This is a genomic window from Pantoea sp. CCBC3-3-1, assembly GCF_007981265.1.
In the GTDB taxonomy this organism is placed as follows: Bacteria; Pseudomonadota; Gammaproteobacteria; order Enterobacterales; family Enterobacteriaceae; genus Erwinia.
The window spans coordinates 998,796-1,024,510 of record NZ_CP034363.1 but is presented as its reverse complement, the minus strand read 5'-3'; the positions used below and the strand labels follow the sequence as shown (position 1 = coordinate 1,024,510).

Annotated in this window: 28 protein-coding genes; 17 read left to right on the top strand and 11 right to left on the bottom strand. The window is 50.9% G+C overall.

Annotated features, from left to right (window positions below):
• Positions 1-108: 108 nt before the first annotated feature.
• The 17 genes from EHV07_RS04650 to EHV07_RS04570 all read left to right on the top strand — a co-directional run bounded on the left by EHV07_RS04650 (position 109) and on the right by EHV07_RS04570 (position 14,919).
• Positions 109-1,269, top strand: a complete 1,161-nt coding sequence (locus EHV07_RS04650; protein WP_147195553.1) for a pyridoxal phosphate-dependent aminotransferase — start codon at positions 109-111, stop codon at positions 1,267-1,269.
• The gene (locus tag EHV07_RS04645) at positions 1,257-2,024 is read left to right on the top strand and encodes an amidohydrolase (protein ID WP_147195551.1); all 768 of its coding nucleotides are present in this window, start codon (positions 1,257-1,259) and stop codon (positions 2,022-2,024) included. Before EHV07_RS04650 ends, EHV07_RS04645 begins: the two co-directional genes overlap by 13 nt.
• Positions 2,025-2,344: 320 nt before the next feature.
• Positions 2,345-3,136, top strand: coding sequence for a winged helix-turn-helix domain-containing protein (locus EHV07_RS04640; RefSeq protein WP_147195549.1), 792 nt, complete (start codon positions 2,345-2,347; stop codon positions 3,134-3,136).
• Entirely contained in the window at positions 3,136-3,654 is a 519-nt protein-coding gene (locus tag EHV07_RS04635) for a FidL-like protein (protein ID WP_147195547.1), read from the top strand. Before EHV07_RS04640 ends, EHV07_RS04635 begins: the two co-directional genes overlap by 1 nt.
• A gap of 409 nt (positions 3,655-4,063) precedes the next feature.
• Entirely contained in the window at positions 4,064-4,342 is a 279-nt protein-coding gene (locus tag EHV07_RS04630) for a BMC domain-containing protein (RefSeq protein ID WP_001540796.1), read from the top strand.
• Between the two features lie 16 nt (positions 4,343-4,358).
• Positions 4,359-4,661: a BMC domain-containing protein gene (locus tag EHV07_RS04625; RefSeq protein WP_147195545.1), complete on the top strand. Its 303-nt coding sequence runs from the start codon at positions 4,359-4,361 to the stop codon at positions 4,659-4,661.
• Positions 4,658-4,936: a BMC domain-containing protein gene (locus EHV07_RS04620; protein WP_147195543.1), complete on the top strand. Its 279-nt coding sequence runs from the start codon at positions 4,658-4,660 to the stop codon at positions 4,934-4,936. Before EHV07_RS04625 ends, EHV07_RS04620 begins: the two co-directional genes overlap by 4 nt.
• Positions 4,937-4,984: 48 nt before the next feature.
• Entirely contained in the window at positions 4,985-6,574 is a 1,590-nt protein-coding gene (locus tag EHV07_RS04615) for an acetaldehyde dehydrogenase (acetylating) (protein ID WP_147195541.1), read from the top strand.
• Positions 6,575-6,600: 26 nt separating this feature from the next.
• Complete coding sequence (locus EHV07_RS04610; protein ID WP_147195539.1) at positions 6,601-6,858, top strand: EutN/CcmL family microcompartment protein; 258 nt, start codon at positions 6,601-6,603, stop codon at positions 6,856-6,858.
• Positions 6,859-6,872: 14 nt separating this feature from the next.
• Positions 6,873-8,039 (top strand): 1-propanol dehydrogenase PduQ, encoded by a 1,167-nt coding sequence (locus EHV07_RS04605; protein ID WP_147195537.1) that lies wholly within the window; start codon positions 6,873-6,875, stop codon positions 8,037-8,039.
• A gap of 21 nt (positions 8,040-8,060) precedes the next feature.
• Entirely contained in the window at positions 8,061-11,453 is a 3,393-nt protein-coding gene (gene cutC / locus EHV07_RS04600; RefSeq protein ID WP_147195535.1) for a choline trimethylamine-lyase, read from the top strand.
• A 44-nt stretch (positions 11,454-11,497) separates the two neighbouring features.
• Complete coding sequence (cutD, locus tag EHV07_RS04595) at positions 11,498-12,445, top strand: choline TMA-lyase-activating enzyme (protein WP_147195533.1); 948 nt, start codon at positions 11,498-11,500, stop codon at positions 12,443-12,445.
• Between the two features lie 10 nt (positions 12,446-12,455).
• Positions 12,456-12,899 (top strand): BMC domain-containing protein, encoded by a 444-nt coding sequence (locus EHV07_RS04590; RefSeq protein WP_147195531.1) that lies wholly within the window; start codon positions 12,456-12,458, stop codon positions 12,897-12,899.
• On the top strand, positions 12,847-13,467 hold the full coding sequence (locus EHV07_RS04585; RefSeq protein ID WP_147195529.1) for a phosphate propanoyltransferase: 621 nt from the start codon (positions 12,847-12,849) through the stop codon (positions 13,465-13,467). Before EHV07_RS04590 ends, EHV07_RS04585 begins: the two co-directional genes overlap by 53 nt.
• 7 nt (positions 13,468-13,474) lie before the next feature.
• Positions 13,475-14,083, top strand: a complete 609-nt coding sequence (locus EHV07_RS04580) for a hypothetical protein (RefSeq protein ID WP_147195527.1) — start codon at positions 13,475-13,477, stop codon at positions 14,081-14,083.
• An 88-nt stretch (positions 14,084-14,171) separates the two neighbouring features.
• Complete coding sequence (locus EHV07_RS04575; protein WP_147195525.1) at positions 14,172-14,579, top strand: multidrug efflux SMR transporter; 408 nt, start codon at positions 14,172-14,174, stop codon at positions 14,577-14,579.
• Between the two features lie 10 nt (positions 14,580-14,589).
• Entirely contained in the window at positions 14,590-14,919 is a 330-nt protein-coding gene (locus EHV07_RS04570) for a multidrug efflux SMR transporter (protein ID WP_147195523.1), read from the top strand.
• A gap of 38 nt (positions 14,920-14,957) precedes the next feature.
• Here EHV07_RS04570 and EHV07_RS04565 read toward each other — a convergent pair whose 3' ends face one another.
• From EHV07_RS04565 to EHV07_RS04515, 11 genes are all read right to left on the bottom strand, one after another.
• Positions 14,958-15,707, bottom strand: coding sequence for a histidine phosphatase family protein (locus tag EHV07_RS04565; RefSeq protein WP_147195521.1), 750 nt, complete (start codon positions 15,705-15,707; stop codon positions 14,958-14,960).
• A 30-nt stretch (positions 15,708-15,737) separates the two neighbouring features.
• A complete protein-coding gene (locus tag EHV07_RS04560) occupies positions 15,738-16,052 on the bottom strand; it encodes a PTS lactose/cellobiose transporter subunit IIA (RefSeq protein ID WP_147195518.1) in 315 nt (104 codons plus the stop codon).
• Between the two features lies 1 nt (position 16,053).
• The gene (locus tag EHV07_RS04555; RefSeq protein WP_147195517.1) at positions 16,054-16,359 is read right to left on the bottom strand and encodes a PTS sugar transporter subunit IIB; all 306 of its coding nucleotides are present in this window, start codon (positions 16,357-16,359) and stop codon (positions 16,054-16,056) included.
• Positions 16,356-17,798 (bottom strand): glycoside hydrolase family 1 protein, encoded by a 1,443-nt coding sequence (locus EHV07_RS04550; protein ID WP_147195515.1) that lies wholly within the window; start codon positions 17,796-17,798, stop codon positions 16,356-16,358. The genes EHV07_RS04555 and EHV07_RS04550 overlap by 4 nt, the downstream gene beginning before the upstream one ends.
• On the bottom strand, positions 17,798-19,387 hold the full coding sequence (locus EHV07_RS04545; protein WP_147195513.1) for a PTS transporter subunit EIIC: 1,590 nt from the start codon (positions 19,385-19,387) through the stop codon (positions 17,798-17,800). Before EHV07_RS04545 ends, EHV07_RS04550 begins: the two co-directional genes overlap by 1 nt.
• A gap of 78 nt (positions 19,388-19,465) precedes the next feature.
• A complete protein-coding gene (locus EHV07_RS04540) occupies positions 19,466-21,019 on the bottom strand; it encodes a transcription antiterminator (RefSeq protein WP_147195511.1) in 1,554 nt (517 codons plus the stop codon).
• Positions 20,967-22,217, bottom strand: coding sequence for a nucleobase:cation symporter-2 family protein (locus EHV07_RS04535; protein ID WP_147195508.1), 1,251 nt, complete (start codon positions 22,215-22,217; stop codon positions 20,967-20,969). Before EHV07_RS04535 ends, EHV07_RS04540 begins: the two co-directional genes overlap by 53 nt.
• Before the next feature lie 153 nt (positions 22,218-22,370).
• On the bottom strand, positions 22,371-22,706 hold the full coding sequence (uraH, locus tag EHV07_RS04530; RefSeq protein ID WP_147195506.1) for a hydroxyisourate hydrolase: 336 nt from the start codon (positions 22,704-22,706) through the stop codon (positions 22,371-22,373).
• Positions 22,703-23,197: a 2-oxo-4-hydroxy-4-carboxy-5-ureidoimidazoline decarboxylase gene (gene uraD / locus EHV07_RS04525; protein WP_147195504.1), complete on the bottom strand. Its 495-nt coding sequence runs from the start codon at positions 23,195-23,197 to the stop codon at positions 22,703-22,705. Before uraD ends, uraH begins: the two co-directional genes overlap by 4 nt.
• On the bottom strand, positions 23,194-24,450 hold the full coding sequence (hpxK, locus tag EHV07_RS04520) for an allantoate amidohydrolase (RefSeq protein WP_371419663.1): 1,257 nt from the start codon (positions 24,448-24,450) through the stop codon (positions 23,194-23,196). Before hpxK ends, uraD begins: the two co-directional genes overlap by 4 nt.
• Positions 24,450-25,688: an alanine--glyoxylate aminotransferase family protein gene (locus EHV07_RS04515; protein ID WP_147195503.1), complete on the bottom strand. Its 1,239-nt coding sequence runs from the start codon at positions 25,686-25,688 to the stop codon at positions 24,450-24,452. Before EHV07_RS04515 ends, hpxK begins: the two co-directional genes overlap by 1 nt.
• Positions 25,689-25,715 lie beyond the last annotated feature (27 nt).

Below are 25,715 nucleotides of genomic sequence, written 5' to 3'. Positions count from 1 at the left end.
GTTTAGACGTCTAAGCGTCTCGATTGCCAAATAGTAGCATCGGGGCTATAGTGGCGGCAACACAGGGTTAACACATCCTGGAAGAACGTTACGCAAGGATTAATAATAATGAGCCAAACGTCGATGACGCCTGAGAGCAAACTTCCTGCTCTGGGCACCACCATTTTTACGCAAATGAGCGCGCTCGCGCAGCAGCATAACGCCATTAATCTCTCCCAGGGCTTTCCCGATTTTGACGGGCCGGATTACCTGAAGGCACGCCTGGCGCATCACGTCAGCGCGGGCGCCAATCAGTATGCGCCAATGACAGGCGTGCAGCCGCTGCGCGAAGCTATTGCCGCGAAAACCGCAGAACTTTACGGTCATCAGCCGGACAGCAACACGGACATAACCGTCACCGCAGGCGCGACCGAGGCACTGTATGCCGCGATTACCGCGCTGGTCCGGCCTGGTGATGAAGTCATTTGCTTCGATCCCAGCTACGACAGCTATGCACCAGCGGTAACGCTGGCGGGCGGCGTGATGAAACGTATCGCCTTGCAGCCGCCGACCTTTCGCGTGGACTGGCAGGAATTTGCCGCGCTGCTTTCTCCCCGCACTCGCCTGGTTATCCTCAACACGCCGCACAATCCTTCGGCGACCGTCTGGCAGAAAAGCGATTTTGAATCCCTGTGGCAGGCTGTTAAAGAACAGGAAATCTATGTGCTGAGTGATGAAGTGTATGAGCACATCTGTTTTGCTCAGGAAGGCCATGCCAGCGTGCTGGCGCATCCTCAGCTGCGCGAGCGCTCCATCGCCGTTTCCTCTTTTGGCAAAACGTTTCATATGACCGGCTGGAAAGTGGGTTACTGCGTGGCGCCTGCGGCATTGACGGCTGAAGTGCGCAAGGTACACCAGTATCTGACTTTTGCGGTCAATACGCCGGCACAGCTGGCGCTGGCCGATATGCTCAACGCCGAACCGGAACACTATCGCGAGCTTCCCGATTTTTATCGTGCCCGGCGCGATCGCTTTGTGCAGGCTCTGGCGAAAAGCCGTCTTAACGTCCTGCCTTGTGAAGGCACCTATTTCCTGCTGGCGGACTACAGCGCCATCTCCGATCTGGATGACGTGGCGTTCTGTCAGTGGCTGACCAAAGAAGTCGGCGTGGCGGCGATTCCGCTGTCGGTATTTTGCGCCGGCCCTTTCCCTCATAAGCTGATCCGTCTGTGCTTCGCAAAACAGGAAGCGACGCTGGATGCAGCGGCGGAGCGCCTGTGTCGACTTTAAACCTTAGCGTTTTACAGCAGCCTCTGGTCTGGATGGATGGCGAAGCTAACCTGCGTTTTTTTGATGCGCTGCTGGCAGATCTGCACGATCGGGATCTGATCGTACTGCCGGAAATGTTTACTACCGGTTTTGCGATGGAGGCCGCGAAAAACTCGCTGCCAGAGATGCGCGTTATTCAATGGCTGCGGGAAAAAGCCCGCGAAACCGATGCGATGGTCGGCGGCAGCGCGGCGATTCAGACTGAACAGGGGGCGGTTAACCGTTTTCTGCTGGTGGACCCGGACGGCAAAGTCCATCGCTACGACAAGCGGCATCTTTTCCGCATGGCGGATGAGCACCATCACTATCTTGCAGGCGAACGGCGTGAAGTCGTTGAGTGGCGCGGCTGGCGCATCCTGCCGCAGGTGTGTTACGACCTGCGTTTCCCGGTGTTTTCGCGCAATCAGAACGATTACGATCTTGCTCTGTACGTGGCTAACTGGCCAGCCGCCCGGGCGTCACACTGGCAGGCATTACTGCTGGCGCGTGCCATTGAGAATCAGGCCTATATCGCGGGATGTAATCGCGTAGGCAGTGATGGTAACCAGCATCACTACAGCGGCGACAGCAGAGTGATCGGCCCGCAGGGTGACATTCTGGCTGAGGGCGAATCCCATCAGCCAGTGATTCTCCATGCCGAACTTTCGCTGGAGAAGTTACAGGAGTACCGCGAAAAATTCCCGGCGTGGCGTGATGCGGATGCATTTAGTTTTTAAGCGTTCGTTTTGCAAAATAAAACCTCCAGCCTGGGAGGTTTTTTGGCTGAAGGATAGCTAAAACAAATAGCCATCAAGGCGAAAGCCTCTCGCAGAGCGCTTACGCCCTGCAATTATTATGTGAAAGTTTACATAATACCCCTGGTGAACTTTACCTGTAAAATTGCGATCCTTTGCACAAACTATTCATAAAATCTATCTGTGACCCATGCTTATTGATCGCGATCATAAATCACACCTGCGCTGCTCATTACCCTCAACTTGAATTTAACAGCATAATGGTCTGGTAATTTATTTTTACCGCATAAGGTGGCCCGGCAATGCGATATAACATTAATGCTAGCCTGATTTATAATGCAGCGGACGGAACATTAACATTACCGGGCAGTGATGCTCCGGATACCCAGTTATCTCTTACCACCAATGCACTGTTTCTTTTCCTGCTTGAAAACCCACACATTATCAGTCGCGAAGAAATACTAAAAAAGATTTGGGACGACAATGGCCTCACCTCTTCGAGCAGTAATCTCAATCAATATCTCAGCATGCTGCGTAAAACGTTTCGTTATTACGGCATTAACAATATTATTCTCACCGTTTCTCGCGGCAATTTACAATTAAACCCTGAAATTAGTGTTGATATAATTGAAAAAACGCCAGAACAGACGATTTCTCAACCCAGGGAATCAGAAGTTTTGCCACAAAAACAATGCATATCCCTTAGTTCCCCAGCTCTTCCACATTTTATTTCATGGTATCGCAGCGGCCTTATTCTTCTTGGTCTTTCCTTTATCATTATGATAATGACTTTAGTGACTGACAGAAAGTTGAAGCCTGTTACCTTAACGCCTCTGACATCCGGCCAGTGCCATCTGTTAGCCAGCAAAGAAATGCTCAGTTCCATACAGGAAAAAACCTATACGATAAATTTCAACACTGTTCGCCAGGCGCTTAAAATTGACTGTTTACCGAGCCAAAACTTTACTTTTTTTTACGGCGACAGGTTGCAGACCAATGGATTGGGAAGAGTCTATCTGGCGCATTGCACAAGGAATGACGACAACCCTTTCAGTTATTGTGATAGCTATTTTTATTACTCATGGAAACCGTAATGATACATTACCCGCGCTCTTTTTTTGTGTTCTCCCTGGTTATATTTCTTACTGCATCAGGCGTATACATATGGCAAAAATCCTCTTCAGAAAACACGGGGGTAATGAGCTGTTCAACAAAAGTAATTATGCACTTTGAAGATATGAAAACGGAAAATATTAATGGTATGGTGCACATAGATTTCGCTGCGAGAGGTAAAGGTTCTCTGGTCGTTGAAGGTTACACGGACTCAGATGCCGGATGGCTCTATCTGCAACGTTATGTAAAGTTTAACTATACGACAAAACGTATTTCTTCTGGCGCACGCAACTACCGTATAAGTCAATGGGAAGCCAGTGCTTCTTCTATCGATGAGTCTCCGGATATTATCTTCGATTACTTTATGCGTGAAATGTCTGACAGCCATGAAGGGCTGTTTCTTAATGCGCAAAAGCTTAGTGGCGACGCGATTTTATTAAGTTCTCTCAGCTCACCACTCTATATCTGCACCCTAAAGCCAGGCAGTAAGTTTGATTAGGTTCACATTTTTTCTCCCTTCTGAATCGCTCTAAAATAATCACATTTTTTGTATTCACCTGCCGCGTTATTCCTCATTCAAAAAGTGATGTTCGTCCCACATCTCGCCCTCTTTTTGTTACATCAATCCTCATAAATTCAGCAAATGTGTAACAGAACTAAATGACTTATAAAAAGCAGTAAATGACCCAGTAGGCACTAAAAAAACGGCACTAAAGAACAGCACAAAGACATAAAAACACCTTTATAAAAACCCAAAAACCAGAATTAAAATCTAAAAAATAAGAATTGGTGAATTTAAATTTCATATGAGCGGTTAATCCTTATAGTTATCCCTGACACCACTTTTAGCTCCGGTAAGGGGTTGGGTAGTCGCCCTTTCCACAAATTGTCCCGAGGAGAAAGTCAAAATGGGTGATGCATTAGGTCTGATTGAAACCAAAGGTCTGGTGGCCTGCATTGAAGCGGCAGATGCCATGTGTAAAGCCGCCAACGTCGAACTGATCGGCTATGAAAATGTCGGCTCCGGGCTGGTTACTGCCATGGTGAAAGGTGATGTGGGCGCGGTAAAAGCCGCTGTCGATTCCGGCGTGGAGTCAGCTCAACGTATTGGCGAGGTGGTGACCTCGCTGGTGATTGCCCGTCCCCACAATGACATCAACAAAATCGTGATCAAACACAAAGCGTAACAGCGGAGGAAGACAGATGAGTGATGCATTAGGTCTGATTGAAACCAAAGGTCTGGTGGCCTGCATTGAAGCGGCAGATGCCATGTGTAAAGCCGCCAACGTCGAGCTGATCGGTTATGAAAATGTCGGCTCCGGGCTGGTTACTGCCATGGTGAAAGGCGATGTGGGCGCGGTAAAAGCCGCTGTCGATTCCGGCGTGGATTCAGCGCAACGTATTGGCGAGGTCGTGACTTCGCTGGTGATCGCCCGTCCCCATAATGACATCAACAAAATCGTCGCCCGCTACAAGGTGGCGGAATCACAGGGAAAAGCATCATGAAAGAAGCACTTGGTCTGATTGAAACCAAAGGTCTGGTGGCCTGTATTGAAGCAGCGGACGCCATGTGTAAAGCCGCCAACGTCGAGCTGATCGGTTATGAAAATGTCGGCTCCGGTCTGGTCACCGCGATGGTAAAAGGCGATGTGGGCGCGGTAAAAGCCGCTGTCGATTCCGGCGTGGAAGCTGCTAAGCGTGTCGGCACAGTCGTAACTTCACGCGTTATTGCCCGACCGCACAATGATATTGGAAAAATTGCGGCTCAGCACCGGACCTGATGAACCACGCCACGTCTGTACTCTTTTAGTCTGAAGAAGGGATATTTCATGATTGTGCTGGATAATGATTTACAGTCCCGGCAGCTGGCACGGCAGTTGGTGCAAAATGCCAAACAGGCTCAGGCCATTCTGGCCACGTTTTCACAGCAACAAATTGATGCCATTGTTAAAAATGTGGCTCAGGAAGCGGCTAAGCATGCCGAGCCGCTGGCTAAAATCGCCTGTGAAGAGACCGGATTCGGTAACTGGCAGGATAAAGTCCTGAAAAATCATTTCGCTTCGCGGCATGTTTACGAAGCGATAAAAGAGATGAAAACAGTGGGCATTATCCACGACGATCCGGTGAAAAAAGTGATGGACGTTGGCGTCCCGCTTGGCGTGATTTGCGCGCTGGTTCCTTCCACGAACCCAACCTCCACAATTATTTATAAGTCACTGATTTCGTTAAAATCTGGCAATGCGATTATCTTTTCTCCTCACCCTGGCGCGCGCGCGTGCAGTAAAAAAGCCATTGAGATTGTTCAACGTGCGGCAGAGGCTGCCGGAGCCCCGGCAGGATCCGTAAGCGGCGTCACTGAACTGACGCTGGAAGCAACTTCTGAACTCATGCACAGCAAAGACGTTTCGCTGATCCTGGCTACCGGCGGTGAAGGGATGGTCCGTGCAGCCTATGCTTCCGGTACGCCTACCATCAGCGGTGGCCCGGGTAACGGTCCGGCCTTTATCGAACGCAGTGCAGACATTCCCCTCGCGGTAAAAAACATTATTGCCAGTAAAACCTTCGATAACGGCGTCATCTGTGCTTCTGAGCAGTCGGTTATTGTTGAGCGCTGTGTCCTGGACGAAGTGCAGAAAGAGTTCAAAGCCCAGGGTGCCTGGTTTATGAATGAATCCGAAATGACCAAAATGGCTGCCCTGCTGCTGCGCCCCAACGGCACGATTAACCCTCAGGTCGTCGGGAAAACAGCATGTTACCTGAGCCAGCTTGCTGGATTTCAGGTGCCCGAGACAACCCGTGTACTGATTGCTGAACAGACTACCGTATCCCGCAAAAATCCCTATTCCCGCGAGAAACTTTGCCCGGTACTGGGTTTGTATATCGAAGAAGATGCCAGAGCCGCCTGCCGCCGGGTGGCTGAATTGCTGAATAATGAAGGGCTGGGCCATACGCTGGTGATCCATACCCATAATCAGGACGTCATCCGCCAGTTTAGCCTTGAAAAACCCGTTAACCGCATCCTGATTAATACCCCAGCAGCGCTGGGCGGCATTGGCGCGACTACCAATATCCAACCGGCTCTGACGCTGGGCTGTGGCGCAGCAGGCGGCGGATCCAGTTCAGATAACGTCGGCCCGTTGAATCTGCTTAATATCCGTAAAGTTGCTTATGGCGTTCGCTCGATCGAGGAACTGCGTACTCCGGCTGACCGTCAATCTCAGCCCCAACCTGCGTCATTCCAAAGCAATAACGCCTCGAGCATTCTGAACGATGTCAGGTTTACCCAAAGCGAACCGGAGCTCACTGCGGATGACCGCTTTGAGCAGGTTACTTCCGAGGGGGATGACAACAATGCCAGTGAGATAACGGAGCAAAATGTAGAGCGTCTTATCCGCCAGGTTCTGCAACGTTTGAGTTAGCCATGCACTGAAATAAGGAAAAAATCATGATCCTTGCCAGGGTAACCGGACATGTCGTTGCCACCCAAAAGTGCGATGAGCTGCGCGGCAGTAATCTTCTGCTGATTAGCGCACTTGATGACGACCAACAGCCGATCAAAGACAGGACCTGGGTTGCAGTCGATCAGGTTGGTGCGGGGACGCATGACATCGTCCTGGCGGAAGAATATTTTGCCCTCAATAAAGAGCGCTACAAGGCCATGTCCGTTGTTGCCATCGTCGAAAAAGTGTTCCGCGATCGCTAAGGAGTGAGCAACAGATGAATGGATTTACGATCAAACCCCGCATTCAGTACGGTCCTGATGCGTTGTCCACGCTAAATGATCTGCCTGCGCAAAAGGTACTGCTGGTGACGGATCGAACAATGATGAAGTTTGGCCTGGTCGAACGCATCACCGAGCTGTGGGAACGACGAGCAATACCTTTTCGCATCTGGGACGAGGTGGTGCCCGATCCGGATATCGCCACCATCGTACGCGGCATGAAAGTGATGGAGGCTGACTCTCCCGATTTGGTTGTTGCTCTGGGAGGGGGATCGGTCATCGATGCGGCTAAAGCGATGATTTACGTTTTGCATCAGCTGCGCCCGGATAGCGCGCTCCCCTGTTTTGTGGCTGTTCCTACCACCAGCGGTACGGGTTCCGAAGTGACATCATTTTCCGTAGTGAAATCAGGCGTTGAGAAACTGGTGCTGGTCGATGCGCTGATGCTGCCCGATATCGCCATTCTTGCCCCCGAGCTGGTGACCTCTGTTCCTCCGGCGATCACCGCAGATACCGGTATGGACGTTCTGTGCCATGCGGTAGAAGCCTTTGTCTCTCGCCACGCCAGTGATTTTTCTGATGCCATGGCGGAAAAAGCGGTAGGCCTGGTGTTCAGTCATCTTGCTGACTGCTGGCGCCAGGGCGACAACTTACTGGCACGTGAAAAAATGCATAACGCGTCCTGTATGGCAGGCATAGCCTTCACCAATGCGTCGCTGGGGATCACCCACAGCCTGGCACATGCGCTGGGCGGCATGTTTGGCATACCGCATGGGCGGGCCAACACGCTGCTGATGACGCAGGTAATTGCCTTCAACGCCGACTATTACGGTCAGTGCGCAACCCATGCGGCACAGCGATATGCCTGTCTCGCCAGATTGTTGGGTCTGCCAGCTGCAACACCCAGGGAAGGCGTCCACAGCCTGTTGCTTGCCATTAAGGCGCTAAAAGAAGAACTGCAATTTCCTTGTGCTATCCGGGATACCAGCATCGACGCCGCACAGTTTGAACAGCAATTGCCCCAAATGGTTGCGCAGGCGCTGCGGGATAACTGCACGGCAGGCAATCCGGTAACACCGCACGCCGCCCAGCTTAATGCGATTTATCGCGCAGCCTGGGATGGAAGCAACGGAGAGTCAGTTAACGCTTTTCATCATCATTGATAAGAACATCAGGAGAGCTTTATGACCCACAACACCTTAACGCCACGCGTCAAAGTGCTGGCAGAGCGCTTACTCTCACATAAAGGCGCGCTTTGTGCTGAATATACAGCTACGTCAGGTGCATTGCTGAATGATATCGCGGGCGTACCTGCCTCGGTAAAACCCGCGCGCCGCTTCTATGAACTGATACGCCATTTACCGACAGATATCCGCCCGGATGAACTGATTACAGGTAATCCAACAGGCACACCCCGTGGCGCAATCTGTCACGATGAAAGCGAAACGCGGCGTGACTCAGTGCTGACATTTCTTAATTTGAATAATGAGCTCGCCTCACCAGATTACATGCTGATTATTGATAAAGGTGTGGTGGCGATTAAGGAACAGCTGGAAGCGGAAGCCCGTAAGTTGGGCAGCGCGGTGAGCCGCAGCGATTTGGACGGCATGAACACCTGCCGTGCCGCGATTTATGCCTGCGATGCTCTGCTGATGCTGGCGCAGAAGCTGGCAGATCGGGCCGGGACACTGGCAGAAAGCGAAACCAACCCCTGGCGCCAGGCCGAACTGCTTGAAAGTGCTGTGCTTTTACGGCATGTGCCCGCATACCCAGCCAGTAGTTTCAAAGAGGCATGTCAGGCTTTTTACCTGTTTCAGCTGGCGTTGTTACTGGATAACGGCAGCTATGCGGTCAATCCTTGTGGCGCAGATAAAGCTTTGCTGCCGTGGTATCAACAAGATATTGCCAGCGGCAAGCTAAACAGCCAGCAGGCCAGTGAAATTGTGGAGTGCTTATGGCTGAAACTGGCTGAACTTAGCGAAGCCCGTGCGCCATGCGATATCGATGGCTATCCCATGTTTGATGCCTTGCTGCACGGTGCTCGCCTTGATGATGACCTCATTATCAACCCGCTGTCAGCCCTGTTCCTCAGTGCTCACCAGAAACTGGGCGAACTCAATCTGACCGTACGTTTATTTCATGGCAAAGCCGCAATACCCCCCCTTCGTAATCCTTTTGAACAAGGCGACGTGAAGGAAATGGAAGGCCTCACACCGCGCCTGCAAAGGTTGCGCCATCGCTATTTGCAAGCCCGGCCGAGCGTCTCCATTCACCGCGCGCTGGCCTTTACCGAAGTGACGAAAAACAATCCCGGTTTACCTGTCATTTTGCTGCGTGCAAAAGCCTTTCGCCGCGCCTGTGAAACGGCGCCGATCCTGATTCAGGATGAAGAACTGATTGTTGGTCATCCCTGTGGTAAAGCGCGTGCTGGGGCTTTCTCACCGGATATCGCATGGCGATGGGTGCGTGATGAACTCGATACGATGAGTACACGTCCACAGGACCCCTTCGTCATCAGTGAAGAAGATAAGAAGACCATTCGCGAAGAGATTGTTCCCTTCTGGGAAGGCCGCTCGCTCGATGAGATCTGTGAAGCGCAGTACCGTGAAGCCGGTGTGTGGGCATTTAGCGGGGAAACCTTTGTCAGCGATCTCTCTTATCATCAGATCAATGGCGGGGGGGATACCTGTCCGGGATACGACGTACTGCTGTTCACTAAAGGCATGAACGGCATCAAAGCCGATGCCGAAGCGCACCTTGCCAGACTCAGCATGGAGAATCCTGAAGATATCGACAGGATCTATTTCTACAAAGCGGCCATTGAGACCTGTACCGGCGTGGTGAATTACGCCGGACGCATTGCGCGGCAGGCTCGCGAACTGGCGGAGAGAGAGCAGAATGCGGAGCGCCGCGCGGAGCTACTGGCGATTGCCCAGGTTAATGAAAACGTTCCGGCAAACCCTCCGGCGACGTTACAGGAAGCGCTGCAAAGCATCTGGACCCTTGAATCCCTGTTTGAAGTAGAAGAGAACCAGACTGGCCTGTCGCTGGGGCGTGTCGATCAGTATTGCTATCCCCTGTATGAAGCCGATATCCGTGAAGGCCGTTTAACCCGAGAAACCGCACTGGAATTACTACAGGCTTTCATTATCAAGTGCGCCGAACTGATGTGGATGTCCAGCGAGGCTGGCGCGAAATATTTTGCGGGCTACCAGCCTTTTATCAATCTGACCGTAGGCGGCCAGAAGCGCAGCGGTGGAGATGCCTGCAACGAATTAACCTACCTGATTATGGATGCGGTGCGGTTTGTTAAAGTGTATCAACCTTCACTGGCCTGCCGGATACACAACCAGTCTCCACAGCAATATATGGAAAAAATCGTCGAGGTGGTGAAAGCCGGAATGGGCTTCCCGGCCTGCCATTTTGACGACTCTCATATCAAAATGATGTTACGCAAGGGTTTCGACTTTGAAGATGCCCGCGATTACTGCCTGATGGGCTGTGTGGAACCGCAAAAATCTGGCCGTATCTATCAGTGGACCTCTACGGGCTACACACAATGGCCTGTGGCTATTGAGTTTGTACTCAACCGTGGGCGCATGGTGCTGTTTGACAGCCATCAGGGGCTGGATACCGGTGATTTGAACCAGCTCACTACCTATGAAGCTTTTGACGCTGCGGTAAAAAAACAGGTAGCCCATATTGTTCGCCTCTCTGCCATCGGCACGGTAATCAGCCAACGGGTACATCGCGACGTTGCACCAAAGCCTTTGATGTCATTGCTGGTGGAGGGTTGTATGGAAAGCGGTAAAGATGTCGCCGCTGGCGGTGCAGTGATGAACCACGGTCCCGGACTGATCTTTTCTGGTCTGGCAACTTATGTCGACTCTATGGCCGCGATCCGCAAACTGGTTTATGAAGATCGTAAATATACGCTGGCAGAAATCCGCGATGCCCTGCTGGCTAATTTTGCAGGCTTTGAGGCACTACGCCGCGATTGTCTTAATGCGCCAAAATATGGCAACGACGATAACAGCGTCGATCGGTATGCGCTGGACATTACGGAATGGACGGAAAAAGAGTGCCGTAAATACAAAATGCTCTATTCCACCCTTAGCCATGGCACATTATCGATTTCTAATAATACCCCCATTGGCGAACTGACTAACGCTACCCCAAATGGCCGGCTGGCCTGGATGCCGCTTTCCGATGGCATCAGCCCGACACAAGGTGCGGACAAATACGGGCCAACGGCAATCATAAAGTCAGTGAGCAAAATGAATGTGGAAACGATGAATATTGGCATGGTCCATAATTTCAAATTCCTTAAAGGGTTGCTTGATACACCGGAAGGTCGTAACGGACTGATCACGCTATTGCGTACCGCCTCTATCCTGGGGAACGGACAAATGCAGTTTAGCTACGTTGACAACGACGTACTGAAAAAGGCTCAGCATGAACCAGAGAAATACCGTGATTTGATTGTTCGCGTGGCGGGATATAGCGCTTACTTTGTTGAGTTATGTAAGGAAGTGCAGGATGAAATTATCAGCCGTACCGTTATTGAAAAATTCTGACCCTTGATTAAATGAAGACATGCTGATTTATCCAGGAGGTAAGCGTGTTGAACACACAGGTATTAACGGGCCGGATATTCAATATTCAAAAATATTCCATTTATGATGGGGACGGTATTCGTACGCTGATTTTTTTTAAAGGTTGCAATATTCGCTGTCCGTGGTGCTCAAACCCTGAAGGGCTGAGCACCCGGTTTCAGGTAATGTTCTCAAGAAATAAATGTATTGATTGCGGCGAATGCGTCAGGGTTTGCCCAGCCGGGGTACATTCACTGGTAAACGAGAATGGGCACACAAAGCATGTTGTTGACCGCAACAAAGAGTGTATCGGCTGTCGGCAATGTGAACAGGTCTGCACCCGCAGTGCTTTGGATATTACCGGAAAAGATGTCAGCGTTGCGGAACTGATGGAGATTATTATGCAGGATTATGATTTTTATCTTTCCTCCGGCGGTGGTGTCACTATCGGCGGCGGGGAAATGAGTCTGCAAACCGATTTCGCCGTGGCGCTTTTTAGCGAGTGCAAAAAAATGATGATTAATACCGCTGTTGAAACACAGGGAACCACCTCGCTGGCGAATTATCAAAAATTAGCACCAATAACTGACACTTTTTTATTTGACATTAAGCAAATAAACAGCGAACAGCATAAATCAATCTTTGGCGTAGGGAATGAGGGAATACGCCGTAATCTGGAATGGCTGGTGGACTCAGGAAGTGAAGTCATTATTCGTATGCCACTGGTTCGTGGTTATAACGACTCCTGGGAAGCCATTACCGGCGCGATAAATTATGTCCAAAAGCTGGCAGCACGCGGAAATATAAGACGTATTGATATTTTGCCCTATCACCAGTTTGGCAAAAATAAGTATGAAAAGCTCGACATGATTTATCCCATAACAACCGACCCCTCTTATCACGATGACGAGTTGAGCCGACTGGAGCACTTTTTCAGCCGTTTTGATTTCGATATTCGCGTGGTTCGGCATTAAAGGAGCCAACATGAAAAGTTTAGGTGTAATTGAAACACTGGGTCTGGTTAGTGCAATTCAGGTAATTGATGTCGTTTGTAAATCAGCGGAGGTCAGCTGTATTGGTTATCGCAAACCGGGTGCAGGGAGGGTTTGTGTTTGTTTTGAAGGAGAGATTGGCGCAATTAAAATGGCTATTGAACGAGGCATTGAAGTCGCAGGAATGCACCAGAAAAAAGTCGCCTCGCTGATTATCGCCCGACCGGAACGCTGTGTCGTCGAAATGCTGGCAATGTTGAAGGGAATTCCTCAAATCGCTCAGACAGCCCCGCCGGCAAGGGTTCGCGAGAGCCAGACGTATTCTGCCCCACATGCAGGCGAGCTAAAAATGCTGGCGAAAAAAGGAAAAAAAGGAAAAAAGGATGATGGACAGGCTGCTGAGAGAAAAAATCGCCACGTTGTTAAAGGCTGCTGAACACCAGATTCCGGTCGGTATCTCAAACCGCCATGTCCATCTCTCTTCAGAGGATATTGAAAAATTATTTGGTCCCGGATACCGATTGCAACCGCTGAAACCTCTACATCAGCCAGGGCAGTTTGCCGCCCAGGAATGCGTTACGGTCGTGGGCCCTAAGCGCTCACTGAACAACGTTCGGGTGCTTGGCCCGGTCAGGCCGGTGACGCAACTTGAAATATCCCGGGCAGACTGTTTTGCCCTTGGTATCAAAGCGCCAGTGCGGGAGTCCGGCAGCCTGGAAAATGCAGGTAACGCGCTACTTGTGGGTCCTGTGGGGCATGTTGAACTGCGATCGCAGGTGATTTGTGCCTGGCGGCATATTCATATGTCACCAAAAGATGCCGAACGCTTTGGCGTAATTAACGGCCAAAAGGTGAAAGTCAGCAGCACGGGCGAACGCGGGCTGGTCTTTGATCAGGTCGTGGTGCGCGTCAGAGATGATTTTGCGTTGGAATGTCATATCGATACCGAAGAAGCCAATGCTGCCGGACTGAAAAATGGCATGCAGGTTTCGTTACTGAAATGAGCGAATCATGACCGACAACGAAACAGAGCATCTTATTAAAGCAGTTTTAGCACGGTTGAAAAAAACGGTACTTCTGGTGCTGACTGCGGGAACAGGTTATCAGCAGGAAATTATCGATCGGCTGGCGACGCTGAATATGCGCTATGACATGGTGATGACGGAAGAAGCCATGAGGCGACATTGCAGAACACTCTGGGAGCCACTGGCATCCTCTCTGCCCGACAACTTCCTGCATAAAATCCCTGCCCATCTGCCGTACAGCGCGGTCGTTCTGCCTTTTATGGAGTACTCGCTGGCGACGGAACTGGCTGGCGGCATCCTGCAAAGTCCTGTCAGCAAGCTGGTACATCACGCCTTAATCTCTGGCGTTCCGACGCTGGCTTTGCGCTATCACTGCGATCCTCACAGTGAGCTAAACGCGCTGCGCGGTTATGACAAAAATCCGGCTTATCTTCAACAAATTCAACATACGCTGACGCAGTTGCAGAAGTATGGCCTGGCGCTGTGCACCATGAATGAACTGGTCGCCAGCTTAACAACATCCTCAGGAAGGCCATCTTTAGAATGCAGCCCCGTTATATCACCGTTGCGGAGCTGGAAAAGAATCCGGCATTAGTTAATCACGCTACGTCACGATTTACTGATGCCGCCATTGACTATATGAAAGTAAAGAGAAAATAACTTTAATTAAATAAGGATTTTTTATGTCTGCTAAAACCAAATGTTGGTTATGGATGCTGCTGGTTATCTTGTCTGAAACTACAGCGACCTCAAGCTTAAAAATGTTTGATAACAGTGAAGGCGTGACAAAAGCTTTGTTTCTGGCGCTTATTATTGCTCTCTACTGCATTTGCTACTATTCGCTTTCTCATGCAGTAAGAAATATTCCGGTAGGTCTGGCTTATGCTACCTGGTCCGGCACGGGTATTTTAACGGTGTCGACTTTGGGAATTATTTTTTATGGTCAACATCCTGATGCAGCGGCCATAGTCGGCATGGTGATTATCGCCAGCGGCATTATAATTATGAATCTTTTTTCTAAAATGGGCAGCGAAGATACGCTGCCGTTGAACGAGCCGGATGCTGATAAAAACTCTCCCGTTAAAATATAAGGATATTACTATGTTTAATATTGGATTTTTATGGCTGGCGCTCTCTATCAGTGCTGAAATCACTGGCACATCAATGATCAAAAAGACGGCAAACTTCACCCGACTATGGCCATCATTGCTGGTTATTACTGCATATTCACTGTGCTATTTTTTCCTGACCAGAGCGATGAGCAGCATCCCCGTGGGAATAGCCTATTCTTTATGGTGTGGTTTTGGCATTGTGGGCGTCACGCTTTTTTCTATGATTCTGTATAAGCAAAAGCCTGACTTACCTGCTATTTTCGCCATGATGTTGATTATTACCGGCGGCGTAGTCATGAATATTTTTTCAGGCATGTAGCAAAACAGGGTATGAGCTTAAAGCACATACCCTGACGGCTATTCAGCTAAATAATGACTATCGGCCAGTTTTTTAAGGGTAAATTTTCCTTCGCTGTAATGCAAAATGGTCAGGCTGGCGTTACCGATGCTTTCTCCATGGTATTGCTCAGGAGCATACAAGGTTAACAGAGTAGGAATGGCGCTGCCGTGTGAAACCACCAGCGCATTACCACCACCTTTGGCCTCGGTTTTATCAATTATCGAAGCCATCCCCTTTTTAAGTCTGGTGACAATAGCGCTGTAGTTCTCTGCCGTCCCGGTTTTATCGTTTTCAGCAATGGCATCGGCCATTTCCCGATCGGTCATTTTGTCGGTAAACGCTTCCCACGTTGACCAGTCCTTGAGGAATTCAACCTTTTTTGCGGCAAACAGTGGCTTCCAGAGTTCCGCATCATCCCGGCCTTCATATCCCCCGTAGCCCCACTCTCTCAGCGATTTAAGCTCAATGAGTTCGGGCTTATCTGCCGTGTCATTTTCCTGCAGTATAATCTTTGCGGTTTCGCGAGCACGCCCGGAATCGCTACTAAAAGCAGTAATAAAATGAACACCTTTCAGCCCATTTCCTGCCTGTTTTGCCTGTAAAATTCCCTGTTCCGTTAAGGGCGAATCACTCCATCCCTGCACCTGCCCGGTAGTATTAAACATTGTCTTACCGTGGCGGACCAGATAGATATCAATTTCTGTTGCCCAGGCATGCTGGGCAAACAAACCGCACAGGATAATTAATAACGTATTTTTCCCTGACATAGTACTTTTCCTTTTAACCTGTGAGTAATGCTAAACGTGTTTCTCCAGCCGTTGATAAATGGCAATAAATTCCTCGCACAGAATTTTAAAGGTTTCCGCGCTCATCATCTGATCTTCTGCATGAATAAGGATCAAGGATAAATGGTCGCGCATCCCTTCCATTTCCGACTGGATTAATTTTGCATGCACTTTATGTCCCCGATTAAAACTTTGCTGACCGCTTTTAATCAGCGCTCTGGCTTCAGAAAAATTTCCAAGCTTAGCTAACTGGATTGCCTGAATGAAGGATGAACGCGCCTCGCCGACATGGCAAATTAACTCAAAACAAATTTCTTCAATATCCATATTATACTCCTGCAATAATATCCAGTGCCTGTTTAAGAATTTTTTCACCGTTCATCGTGCCGTAGTCCATGGTATCGATCACCCGAACCGGTATCGTTTTTGCTGCTTCCTGAACTTTATCTTTTAAAAACCTGACCTGTGGTCCCAGCAAAATAATGTCGGCTTCTGCCAGATACTCAGATAAAGCCTGCTCGGGGATTGCCTTCACCGATACCTCAGCCTCTGTTTTTACTGCGGCTTCATTCATTTTCTTTACCAGGATGCTGGTTGACATTCCTGCCGAGCACATTAATAAAATATTTTTCATTTGCATGACTCCTGATTAAATAACTGTTGTCCGTTACTGCTAATGACCTGCTGATACCAGTAAAAACTGGCTTTTTTTATCCGCCTGAGCGTTTTTAACTGATGGTCATCGCGATCGATATAAACAAAGCCATAGCGTTTGTGATAACCGTTGCTGGTGCTCATTACATCCATAAATGACCAGGGATAATATCCCCATATCGGCACGCCATCGCTAATAGCAAGCTGCATTTGCGCAATGTGCTGCTGCAAGTAATCGATGCGATAAACATCGTTGATTTTACCCCCGACCAGAGAGTCACAGGCACCAAGGCCGTTTTCAGTAATCATGAGCGGTAGCTGATAGCGATCGTATAATTTACGGCAGGCGATGCGCAGACCAGCAGGATCGATTTCCCAGTCCCAGTCATTACGTTCCAGGTAAGGGTTACTGTCGCCCGCATACAGTCCGGGAAAATGAGGGTATTTAAAGCCGCCTTTTTGTCCGTCAGAATTAAATCCGGGTTGAATTTCCTGGCCCGCTGGTGGGCAATATTTTGCGACATTGCTTTGGTAATAGTTAAAAGCAATAAAATCAGGTTGGGCAATTTTGAGCTCGGCCAGCTCGTGCTCCGCTAAACGAATATCTACTCCCCGCTGAGCAAAAAAGCTAACAACCGTCGGATTCTGTCGCCCAAGACAAAGTAAATCGAGCGGATAAAAAGTTCTGAACTCGTCTTCATTCATTGCAGCGAGGACGTCTTGCGGCGCACAGGTCGCGGCGTAGGCTACAGCATAACCAATGCAGGGGCCGATTTTAGCCTGGGGTAACATTTCACGGCAAAGTGCAATCACCCTGGCATTTGCCAGCGCCATTATTCGGCTAACCTGAAAACGCCAGGCTTCAACCGCAACCCCTTCAGGCACGCCGCCGATTAAATCGGGATATAAAACCACGTTGTTGGATTCGCAGAGGGTCATAAAATAGCGGACCCGATCGCCAAACTCACTAAAGCAGGTTTGCACGAAACGCTTAAAATCCTCGATCATCTGTTCGCCGTACCATCCGCCGTATGCTTGCTGTAGCGCCTGCGGATGATCAAAATGATAGAGCGTGACCAACGGCTCAATCCCCTGCTTAAGCAGTTCATCGATTAGCTGATTGTAAAAAATAATTCCCTGCGGATTCAGGGTGACGCCATCCGGATAAATACGTGTCCAGGCAATAGAAAACCGATAGGACTTCAATCCCAGTGATTTCATCAACGCGACGTCTTCGCGAAAACGATGATAATGATCTGACGCCACCGTGGTGTTGTGCACAGGATTGCTAAAATTTTTGGCATCCTGCACTGATATCCCTTTTCCCGCTTCGTCAAAGGCCCCCTCGACCTGATATGCCGCTGTGGCGGCCCCCCAAAGAAAATCGGCAGGAAAAGGTTTTTGCTCTAAATGTTCCATTATGCGATGTCCCTATTTTGTTCTGGTTGAACGAGTGTCTGCTGCTCCTGCTGATAAAACTGCCGGTCGGCAATGCGAAAAAAAGGGTAATAAATCAGCATGGAAATAAACATAATGGCGAAAGACCAGAGCGTTGTGGAAAGGCTGCCGCCGGTCATCAGGAATCCAACGATAAACGTTGGCGTAGTCCAGGGCAGATTAGCCACATGCGGGAGATCGATAATGCCATGCTGCATCAGAAAGTATGTTGCTCCGGCAATCAGGCCAGGTGTAAGGATAAAGGGCGCCATAAACAGAGGGTTAAAACAGATTGGCGTGCCGAAGATTAGCGGTTCGTTGATATTAAATATTCCCGGGCCAACCGACATTCTGCCGAGCTTTTTGAAATACTCGCTCTTCGCCGTCAGCGCCATTAACAGTACTAATCCCAGCGTCGCGCCGGTTCCGCCCGCCCAGATCATCGCATCGGTCGCATTGGTTGCCGCAAATATTACCTGCTCACCGGCTTGAAAAGCCCTCTCGTTTAATGCGCCGTTTTGCATTAGAAAAGGCATCGCCACGCCGATAACGACCTGCGAATTTATGCCGCAGAAGAAAACCAGTGCGCAAAGCATATGGTAGGCGGCATAGCCGGGCGCCGAGTTCAGCACCCAGGTTATCGGCGTCAGAACATGCGCGATCATTTCGTTGATATTGAAATGAAATACCACAATCAGCAGGCTGAATACCGCCAGTAAAAACAGTGCGGGCAGCAGTGAAGTAAAAGATTCACTTACCGCTTCAGGCACGCCATCAGGCATTTTTATCGCAATTTTTTTCTGTTTAAAAAACGCCAGGGTTTTTAAGGTGATAAAGCCTATCAGGATGGCGCTAATTAACCCGGAGGTACCCAGCCCATCCACGTTTAAAACGTATTCCCCGTCGACCAGGTGATACTGACTGACGATAAAAAGGCTAACTGACGTAGCGATACTGACAAAAATGTCCTGTTTATATTCCAATGCACCGTAATAAGCGATACTTGCAGCAGTTAACAAACCCATAATGCCTGTTGTCGCATTAAAAATGGTGTTAAAAAAGGGTGCCGCAGGTGCCATAAAGTTAGCGACAGGAAGGTAAGGTATATTAGACAGCAAAATTGAAGTACTGCCGATAATGAGTAACGCCATACAGGCACACATGGCGTTGCGAATAATTGTCAGCGCCCGGTTACTTCCTACCTTTACCACGAAAGGCATCAAATGCTTTTCCAGAATATTTGTTGTGGCGTGCTCCATACGTTCTCCCTTGATATCAGCACTGTTTATCTTTTTCAGAATTTCGCGGGTATCGTTATTACCATATTCATCTCTGGTAAGTGTGATCACTGGCTTTCCACTGGCAGCCTCAAGCGTTTTAATACGTTCTGCTTCCATACTGCTCTGCGGAGCTACCAGGACGATATCCGCCTCACTCAGATACATTTCAATCTGCCCAATACATACAGCCAAAAAACGGTAATCCAGCCCTTTTGTTTTGGCTGCTTCCCGTAATGTTTTCACAGCAATACTGGATGACATACCGGTGCTGCAACACACCAGAATCTTCATGGCATTACCTCCTGCCAGGCATTATATCCGCAGTCAAAAAAAGGTTACCTGGGGAGAAATGCCGCTTCAGAGGCGGCATTATTTAAAAACCGATTCGGATAACGTTTCCCTGTTGTTTATGACTTCCTGTAATAACGCAAGGAATGTCGAAAAGCAGGTGTCTTTTGTGAGACATTTTAACCTTTCTTTATCACTCATCAATGAAAACAGACTTTCATATAACAACTGCAATGAATCATTTTCCTGATGACGAATATTCAGCATAAACAGATAGCGCACATCTTGTTTATCCCAACGGACGGGATTAGCAAGCACGGCTACGGCCACAAATGTTTTTTCACCGCCAGGGTGTACAGGATGAGGAAATGCGACGCTATTGCCAAATTCCGTTGCGGAGATTTTTTCCCGTTCAATGACGCAGTGGGTAAAGTCGTCTGCAACAGGCATCACGCTGCTTACACGCTGACAAAGTTCTTCAATCAGCCCGAAACGCTCGGTGGCATGTAAATCCGTAAAAAATAATGCTTCATTAAAATAGTCAAGCCGCTGACTTTGCTGCGGTTTGCTTTGCAGCCAGCCCGCCATCTGATTTAGATCGTCAGGCTCCAGAAAATAGTTAATGCGCAGGGAGGGTATTGCGGTCTGAAAAGGCACATCCACAGTGGAAAGGATCAGATCATAATCCTGCTGTTCAAATTGGTTAAGTTCATACAGCTGAACGACCTTGACCTGGTTAATATGATGCGAAAATCGCTGGCGGATTTTATACAGCAACAGCTGCGAGCTTCCCATGCCGCTGGCACAGACAATGATAATGTTGTAGCGCTTTACGGGCCTGCCACGACGGTCGATCGCCAGGGCAAAATGCACCGCCAGATAGCCTATCTCAGCCTCACTGACCGTCAGGTGCGTTTCCTGATGAATGATTTTTCCCGCAAGAACAGCGATTTCATAAGCGGTGATATTTTCTTCTTTAATCTGCTGCAATAGCGGATTATGAATCGTTAAATTCCACTTCAGCCGATCCATCATCGGAATAAAGTGCAGTGACAGCAGCTGACAGAGTTCTAAATCATTCATCAGGTTTATGCCAAAAACATCGTTGATTTTATAAATTATTTTATCGAACAGCTGCATAATGTCAGGGCGGGAAACCATCGTTTCCTGCTGAAAAAGATGCCGTTTTCCGGCCAGATGAATGGCGATGAAGCAGCATTCTGTTTCAGGAAAGGAAATGGAAAATGCTTGTTCAATTTTGGCTACCAGCTGTAAAGCCACCCGATATTCATCGCGTTTTTTTAACAGGATATAGTCTTCGGGAATTTCCTGGGGATAATGACTTTTATCGATACGCATCAGCGCAATTTGAAGGTGGATAACCAGATTTTGAAAACCGGTATCCGTCAGTTGAAGATTATTTTTTTTGAGGATATCAACCAGAATAGTACCAATCTTTTTTCTGCTAATAGTGTCTTTTTCTTTTTGAAATAATTGCTGACTGTCATCGTAAAAAAAATAACGGGCTATCGCCTGCCGGATACTGAGCTCACTGCCTGCTATCCTGATGCCATAGCCCGGCTTAGCGTTTAATGTCAGATTGAATGATGCAATCGCCTGACGTACATCTCTCATACAGTTGTTCAACGTAGAACGACGGCACCACGACCGGGATCATGCCAAAGGCAATGGATGTTGCGACCACGACCAGATTCATGTTTTCACGGTATTCGACTTTGGCTAACGTGCGGATCCCGCTGGCCGCGACCGTACCAAACAGCACCACGCCTGCTCCGCCCAATACGGGGGCCGGAACGGCTGCCACAATTCTTCCCAGCACCGGCAGGCAGCCCAGCAAAACCAGGATCACGCCGCCGGCTGCTACCACATAACGGCTTTTAATCCCGGTGATGGCGACCAGGCCAATATTCTGGGCGAAAGCGCTTTGTGGGAAGGAGTTAAACAGCGGTGACAGCGCGCTGGTTAGCATATCGGCCCGCAGACCGCTGGCGATACGCTTGCCGTCAACCGGCGTACCAACTATTTCACCAATGGCGATCAGTCCGGCAGTGGTTTCAGTGAGCAGCACCAGTACAATCAGCGTCATCGACAGGATCGCCGCTACATCAAAAACCGGCATACCAAAGCTTAGTACGCCCGGTAAAGCCACCCAATCGCCGTTCAGCACCGTTGAAAAATGGGCTTTTCCGCTGAGCGCAGCAAACAGCGTGCCGAGCACCATTGCCGCCAGCACTGCCACCCTTTTTATCGCGCCATTACCAAACCGATTCAGTAGCAGCACGACGGCCAGCGTCAGCGCGGCCAGCCCGATATTGCCCGGCGAGCCCCAGCCGGGTGCAGCCGGATTGCCGCCCATCGCCCAACGCGCGGCGACCGGGATCAGTGAAAGACCAATGACGGTAATCACGGTTCCCGTTACCACCGGCGGGAAAAAGCGGATGATATGGGCAAACAGCGGCGCAATCAGCAGGCCAATCAGTGAAGAGACGATCACTGCGCCAAACACCACCGGCAATCCTCCGCCACCCGTTACCAGCGTGACCATCGTCGCCACGCCCGCAAAAGAGACGCCCTGCACCAGCGGCAGACGCGAGCCAAAGCCCGGTACACCAAGCGACTGAAGCAGCGTCGCACAGCCGCTGACGAACAGCGCCGCAGTCACCAGCATGCCCAACGCTGCCGCTGAAAGCCCGGCCGCCGCCCCGATAATCAGCGGTGGCGCAATGATGCCACCGTACATGGTGAATACGTGCTGGAGTCCCCAGGCAAAGGATTTTCCTGCCGGATAACGCGTATCTTCAGGCCTGACCATATTTTACCCTTCAATGATTACCCCACGACAAGGTGGGCGTTATTGGCGCAGTCAGTTTGGGTGCGGCCAGCGCGCAAAACCCGCAGCAGACTCTAAGTACGTGATGCGTTTGAGCACTGTCCACGCCCAAAATGGCAAGTAAAATAGCCGGGCTCAGCTGCCCCGGTAGGTCGACCATGACCACGGTGAAATCAAAAACGGTAAATGGTAGTGGCTGCCGGTTGCCGGGATCACAAAGTCGATTTGCGCGCTGACGTAGAGCGCATCACGCCCGCTGGCAGCAAAGTAGTCGCCGATTTCGGCAATCAGTCGATAGTGGCCAGGCGCCAGCGGCTCCGGCGTGAGCGCCTTAATGCGCCCGTCTGCATCGGTGGCCTCTTCGGCTACCGGCAACCAGCCCTGACTGCTGTTCTGCTCCAGAGAGATAGCGACGCCCACCGCCGGTTTCCCCAGCGCCGTATCCAGAACGTGCGTGGTGATGGTGCTCATTGGAAAGTCTCCTGTAAGCGCAGCAACGTAATTTCTCGCAGCTGAGCGAGTGCCTCGTCAAGTTCCTGGTGAGCATTGTTACCAAGACGCCGCTGGAGTTCTGCGAGGATCGCTTCTCCGCTGCGGCCTTTTGCCCGAATCAAAAAAACGCGACCAAAGCGCTGTTCATAGGCGATATTACCTGCCTGAAGCGCCTGTTTGAGTGCGGCGTCATCGGCATTTACCTGCCCCTGTTCTTGTCTGGACAGCCCGGCTTCTTTGCCCTCGCCCTGTGCCTTTTCGCCAATACGGGGATGAGCAGAGAGCGCCTGGTTTAACGCCCGTTCATCCCACTGGCGAGCCAGCACGTCCGCGGCTTGCAGCAGCGCCTGCTGAGACTGAAAGGGTCTTTTCGCCACCAGCACGCTGGCCCAGTCGTCCAGCGCTACGCAATGGGCAATCTGCGCTTTTGCATCGCCAGCGGCGGCCTGGTTAAATATCTCCAGCGTCATTCGCCGCTCCCTATTTGCTCTACCACGCCAGCATAGGCCCGAATCGCTTTTGCCACATCGGCCGCATGCACGGATTCGGCCGGATGATGGCTGATGCCGCGATCGCAGCGCACGAACAGCATGCCGACCGGCCAGCGCTCGGCAATCGCAATCGCATCGTGTCCCGCGCCGCTCGGCAGCGCAAGCGTGCGGCCCTGAACTGCCGTCACTGCCTGGCTCAGCGCAGCCTGTAATCCCTCATCACAACGCGTTGCCGGGATTTGATAATATTCTTCCGCGCTAAAATCCAGGCCACGACGTAATGCTATCGCTTCAGCCTGAGTCAGCAACGCGGAAAGCAGTTCCGCCAGCGGCTGGTCTTCTGGCCCGCGCACGTCCAGCGTCAGCATGACCTCACCGGGGATGACGTTAACCGCGCCGGGCAGACATTGTAGGGTGCCAACGGTCGCCACCAGCTGCGGGCTGTGCTTTGGCGCGGCCTGCTCGACAAACACCATCCATTCAGCCGCCGCGGCCAGCGCGTCTTTTCGATGCGACATGGGCACCGTTCCGGCATGGCCTGCCTCGCCAACAAACCGGCAGTTTAGCCGTCGTGCACCGTTGATCGCGGTCACCACGCCCAGCGCCAAATCTGCCTGTTCGAGGCAAGGCCCCTGTTCGATATGCAGTTCGAGATAGGCAACGATCTCTTTCACCTCCCGCGCCGCCTGTGGGATGGCATCGGCATCCAGACCCGCGTCGGCCATCGCCTGCGCCACGGTAATACTGTTGCCATCGGGATGATTGACCCAGCTTTCCGGCCAGCTGCCGGTGAGTCCACGACTGCCCAGCAGCGTGATGCCAAAACGCGTTCCTTCTTCATCACCAAAACCAACGACTTCGATTGCCAGCGGCAGACGTTTTCCCTGCTGGTTCAGAGCCTGCACGGCTTCGATAGCGGTCAGCACGCCAAGCATGCCGTCGTAGCGTCCGGCGTTACGCACGGTATCCAGATGGGAACCCAGCAGCAGCGCGGGCGCTCCCGCTTCCAGACCTTCATAACGACCGCAGATATTACCCACGCTGTCCTGCCAGACTTTCATGCCCGCTTCGGCCATCCATTCGCCTGCCAGCGCATTAGCGCGCAGATGTTCTGGCGAGAGGTAAACACGGGTGAGAAATTCGGGCGTTTCACTGATTTCCGCCAGCCGATCGCAGCGCGCCATGACTCTGGCAGCGGCTTGCTCAGCCGCGGCTGAACTCATCAGCTCCATCAGCAGCTCCCGCGTGAGTAATGATCCCAGGCCGACTGCATCGCGGCACCCTGCGGCGTTTTGTAGCCCAGATAAGTCAGCACCGATTCCAGCGCGCTCAGCGTCTGCATCACGCAATCTTTACGGGCGTTGTAACCCATGGTGCCAATACGCCAGACCTTGCCGTGCAGCGGGCCAAACGAGGTGCCGATTTCAATGCCAAAATCTTCCAGCATCAGTTTCCGTACCCGATCGCCGTTAATGCCTTCTGGGATAACGACGCCCAGCACGTTGTTCATCTTGTGGTTTATATTCCCGAAGGTTTCCAGTCCCATGCCCTGAATGCCTTTCAGCATGGCATCACCATGCAGCTTATGGCGGGCAATGCCCTGATCCAGACCTTCTTCAAGAATCAAACGCGCGCATTCGCGAGCGCCAAACAGGGCGGAAGTCGCTTCGGTGTGATGGTTAAGCCGTTCTGGCCCCCAGTAGTCCATGATCATGCCGAGATCGAAATAGTTGGACCAGATCATCTCGTCTTCGCCGTCCTGATGTGCGGCGGTACGAATGCCTTCCTCGACACATTTGCGCTTGCGGATTACCGCTTCCATTTCCGGGCTGAGCGTGATGGGTGAGGTGCCGGACGGGCCGCCAAGGCATTTCTGCATCCCGGCGGACACGGCATCCAGTCCCCAGGCATCGGTTTCCAGCGCGTTTCCGGCAAACGACGCCGTGGCATCGGTATAAAACAGCACGCCATACTTTTTGCAGATTGCACCGAGTTCTTCCAGCGGTTGGAGCATGGTGGTAGATGTATCGCCCTGCACGGTCAGCAGCAGGCGCGGTCGCACGGTTTTGATCGCATCTTCAATTTGATCGGGCGTAAACACTTCGCCCCACGGCGCTTCAATGGTATGAACTTCGGCGCGGCAACGCCGGGCAATTTCACACAGCAGATGACCGAAACGGCCAAATACCGGCACCAGAACTTTATCGCCAGGCCGGATCGCCGACAGCAATATCGCTTCGATACCGGCACGAGAAGTGCCGTCGATCAGCAGCGTCCACTGATTTTGCGTGCGGAACACGCCGCGATAGAGCGCCATCACTTCGTTCATGTAATGCGTCATGGCCGGATCGTACTGCCCGATCAGCTGGCTGGACATGGCGCGCAGCACGCGCGGATCGGCATTGATCGGCCCCGGCCCCATCAGCAGGCGCTGCGGTGGATTGATTTGGGAAATGTTCGCTAAATCCATCTTGTGGTTCCTTCTCTTGTCGATCGA

Excerpts from the sequence above, each read along its gene's own strand:
- EHV07_RS04650 (WP_147195553.1), top strand. The coding sequence starts at position 109 with ATGAGCCAAACGTCGATGACGCCTGAGAGCAAACTTCCTGCTCTGGGC.
- EHV07_RS04640 (WP_147195549.1), top strand. The coding sequence starts at position 2,345 with ATGCGATATAACATTAATGCTAGCCTGATTTATAATGCAGCGGACGGA.
- EHV07_RS04635 (WP_147195547.1), top strand. The coding sequence starts at position 3,136 with ATGATACATTACCCGCGCTCTTTTTTTGTGTTCTCCCTGGTTATATTT.
- EHV07_RS04630 (WP_001540796.1), top strand. The coding sequence starts at position 4,064 with ATGGGTGATGCATTAGGTCTGATTGAAACCAAAGGTCTGGTGGCCTGC.
- EHV07_RS04625 (WP_147195545.1), top strand. The coding sequence starts at position 4,359 with ATGAGTGATGCATTAGGTCTGATTGAAACCAAAGGTCTGGTGGCCTGC.
- EHV07_RS04620 (WP_147195543.1), top strand. The coding sequence starts at position 4,658 with ATGAAAGAAGCACTTGGTCTGATTGAAACCAAAGGTCTGGTGGCCTGT.
- EHV07_RS04615 (WP_147195541.1), top strand. The coding sequence starts at position 4,985 with ATGATTGTGCTGGATAATGATTTACAGTCCCGGCAGCTGGCACGGCAG.
- EHV07_RS04610 (WP_147195539.1), top strand. The coding sequence starts at position 6,601 with ATGATCCTTGCCAGGGTAACCGGACATGTCGTTGCCACCCAAAAGTGC.
- EHV07_RS04605 (WP_147195537.1), top strand. The coding sequence starts at position 6,873 with ATGAATGGATTTACGATCAAACCCCGCATTCAGTACGGTCCTGATGCG.
- cutC (WP_147195535.1), top strand. The coding sequence starts at position 8,061 with ATGACCCACAACACCTTAACGCCACGCGTCAAAGTGCTGGCAGAGCGC.
- EHV07_RS04590 (WP_147195531.1), top strand. The coding sequence starts at position 12,456 with ATGAAAAGTTTAGGTGTAATTGAAACACTGGGTCTGGTTAGTGCAATT.
- EHV07_RS04585 (WP_147195529.1), top strand. The coding sequence starts at position 12,847 with ATGATGGACAGGCTGCTGAGAGAAAAAATCGCCACGTTGTTAAAGGCT.
- EHV07_RS04580 (WP_147195527.1), top strand. The coding sequence starts at position 13,475 with ATGACCGACAACGAAACAGAGCATCTTATTAAAGCAGTTTTAGCACGG.
- EHV07_RS04575 (WP_147195525.1), top strand. The coding sequence starts at position 14,172 with ATGTCTGCTAAAACCAAATGTTGGTTATGGATGCTGCTGGTTATCTTG.
- EHV07_RS04570 (WP_147195523.1), top strand. The coding sequence starts at position 14,590 with ATGTTTAATATTGGATTTTTATGGCTGGCGCTCTCTATCAGTGCTGAA.
- EHV07_RS04565 (WP_147195521.1), bottom strand. The coding sequence starts at position 15,707 with ATGTCAGGGAAAAATACGTTATTAATTATCCTGTGCGGTTTGTTTGCC.
- EHV07_RS04560 (WP_147195518.1), bottom strand. The coding sequence starts at position 16,052 with ATGGATATTGAAGAAATTTGTTTTGAGTTAATTTGCCATGTCGGCGAG.
- EHV07_RS04555 (WP_147195517.1), bottom strand. The coding sequence starts at position 16,359 with ATGAAAAATATTTTATTAATGTGCTCGGCAGGAATGTCAACCAGCATC.
- EHV07_RS04550 (WP_147195515.1), bottom strand. The coding sequence starts at position 17,798 with ATGGAACATTTAGAGCAAAAACCTTTTCCTGCCGATTTTCTTTGGGGG.
- EHV07_RS04545 (WP_147195513.1), bottom strand. The coding sequence starts at position 19,387 with ATGAAGATTCTGGTGTGTTGCAGCACCGGTATGTCATCCAGTATTGCT.
- EHV07_RS04540 (WP_147195511.1), bottom strand. The coding sequence starts at position 21,019 with ATGAGAGATGTACGTCAGGCGATTGCATCATTCAATCTGACATTAAAC.
- EHV07_RS04535 (WP_147195508.1), bottom strand. The coding sequence starts at position 22,217 with ATGGTCAGGCCTGAAGATACGCGTTATCCGGCAGGAAAATCCTTTGCC.
- uraH (WP_147195506.1), bottom strand. The coding sequence starts at position 22,706 with ATGAGCACCATCACCACGCACGTTCTGGATACGGCGCTGGGGAAACCG.
- uraD (WP_147195504.1), bottom strand. The coding sequence starts at position 23,197 with ATGACGCTGGAGATATTTAACCAGGCCGCCGCTGGCGATGCAAAAGCG.
- hpxK (WP_371419663.1), bottom strand. The coding sequence starts at position 24,450 with ATGGAGCTGATGAGTTCAGCCGCGGCTGAGCAAGCCGCTGCCAGAGTC.
- EHV07_RS04515 (WP_147195503.1), bottom strand. The coding sequence starts at position 25,688 with ATGGATTTAGCGAACATTTCCCAAATCAATCCACCGCAGCGCCTGCTG.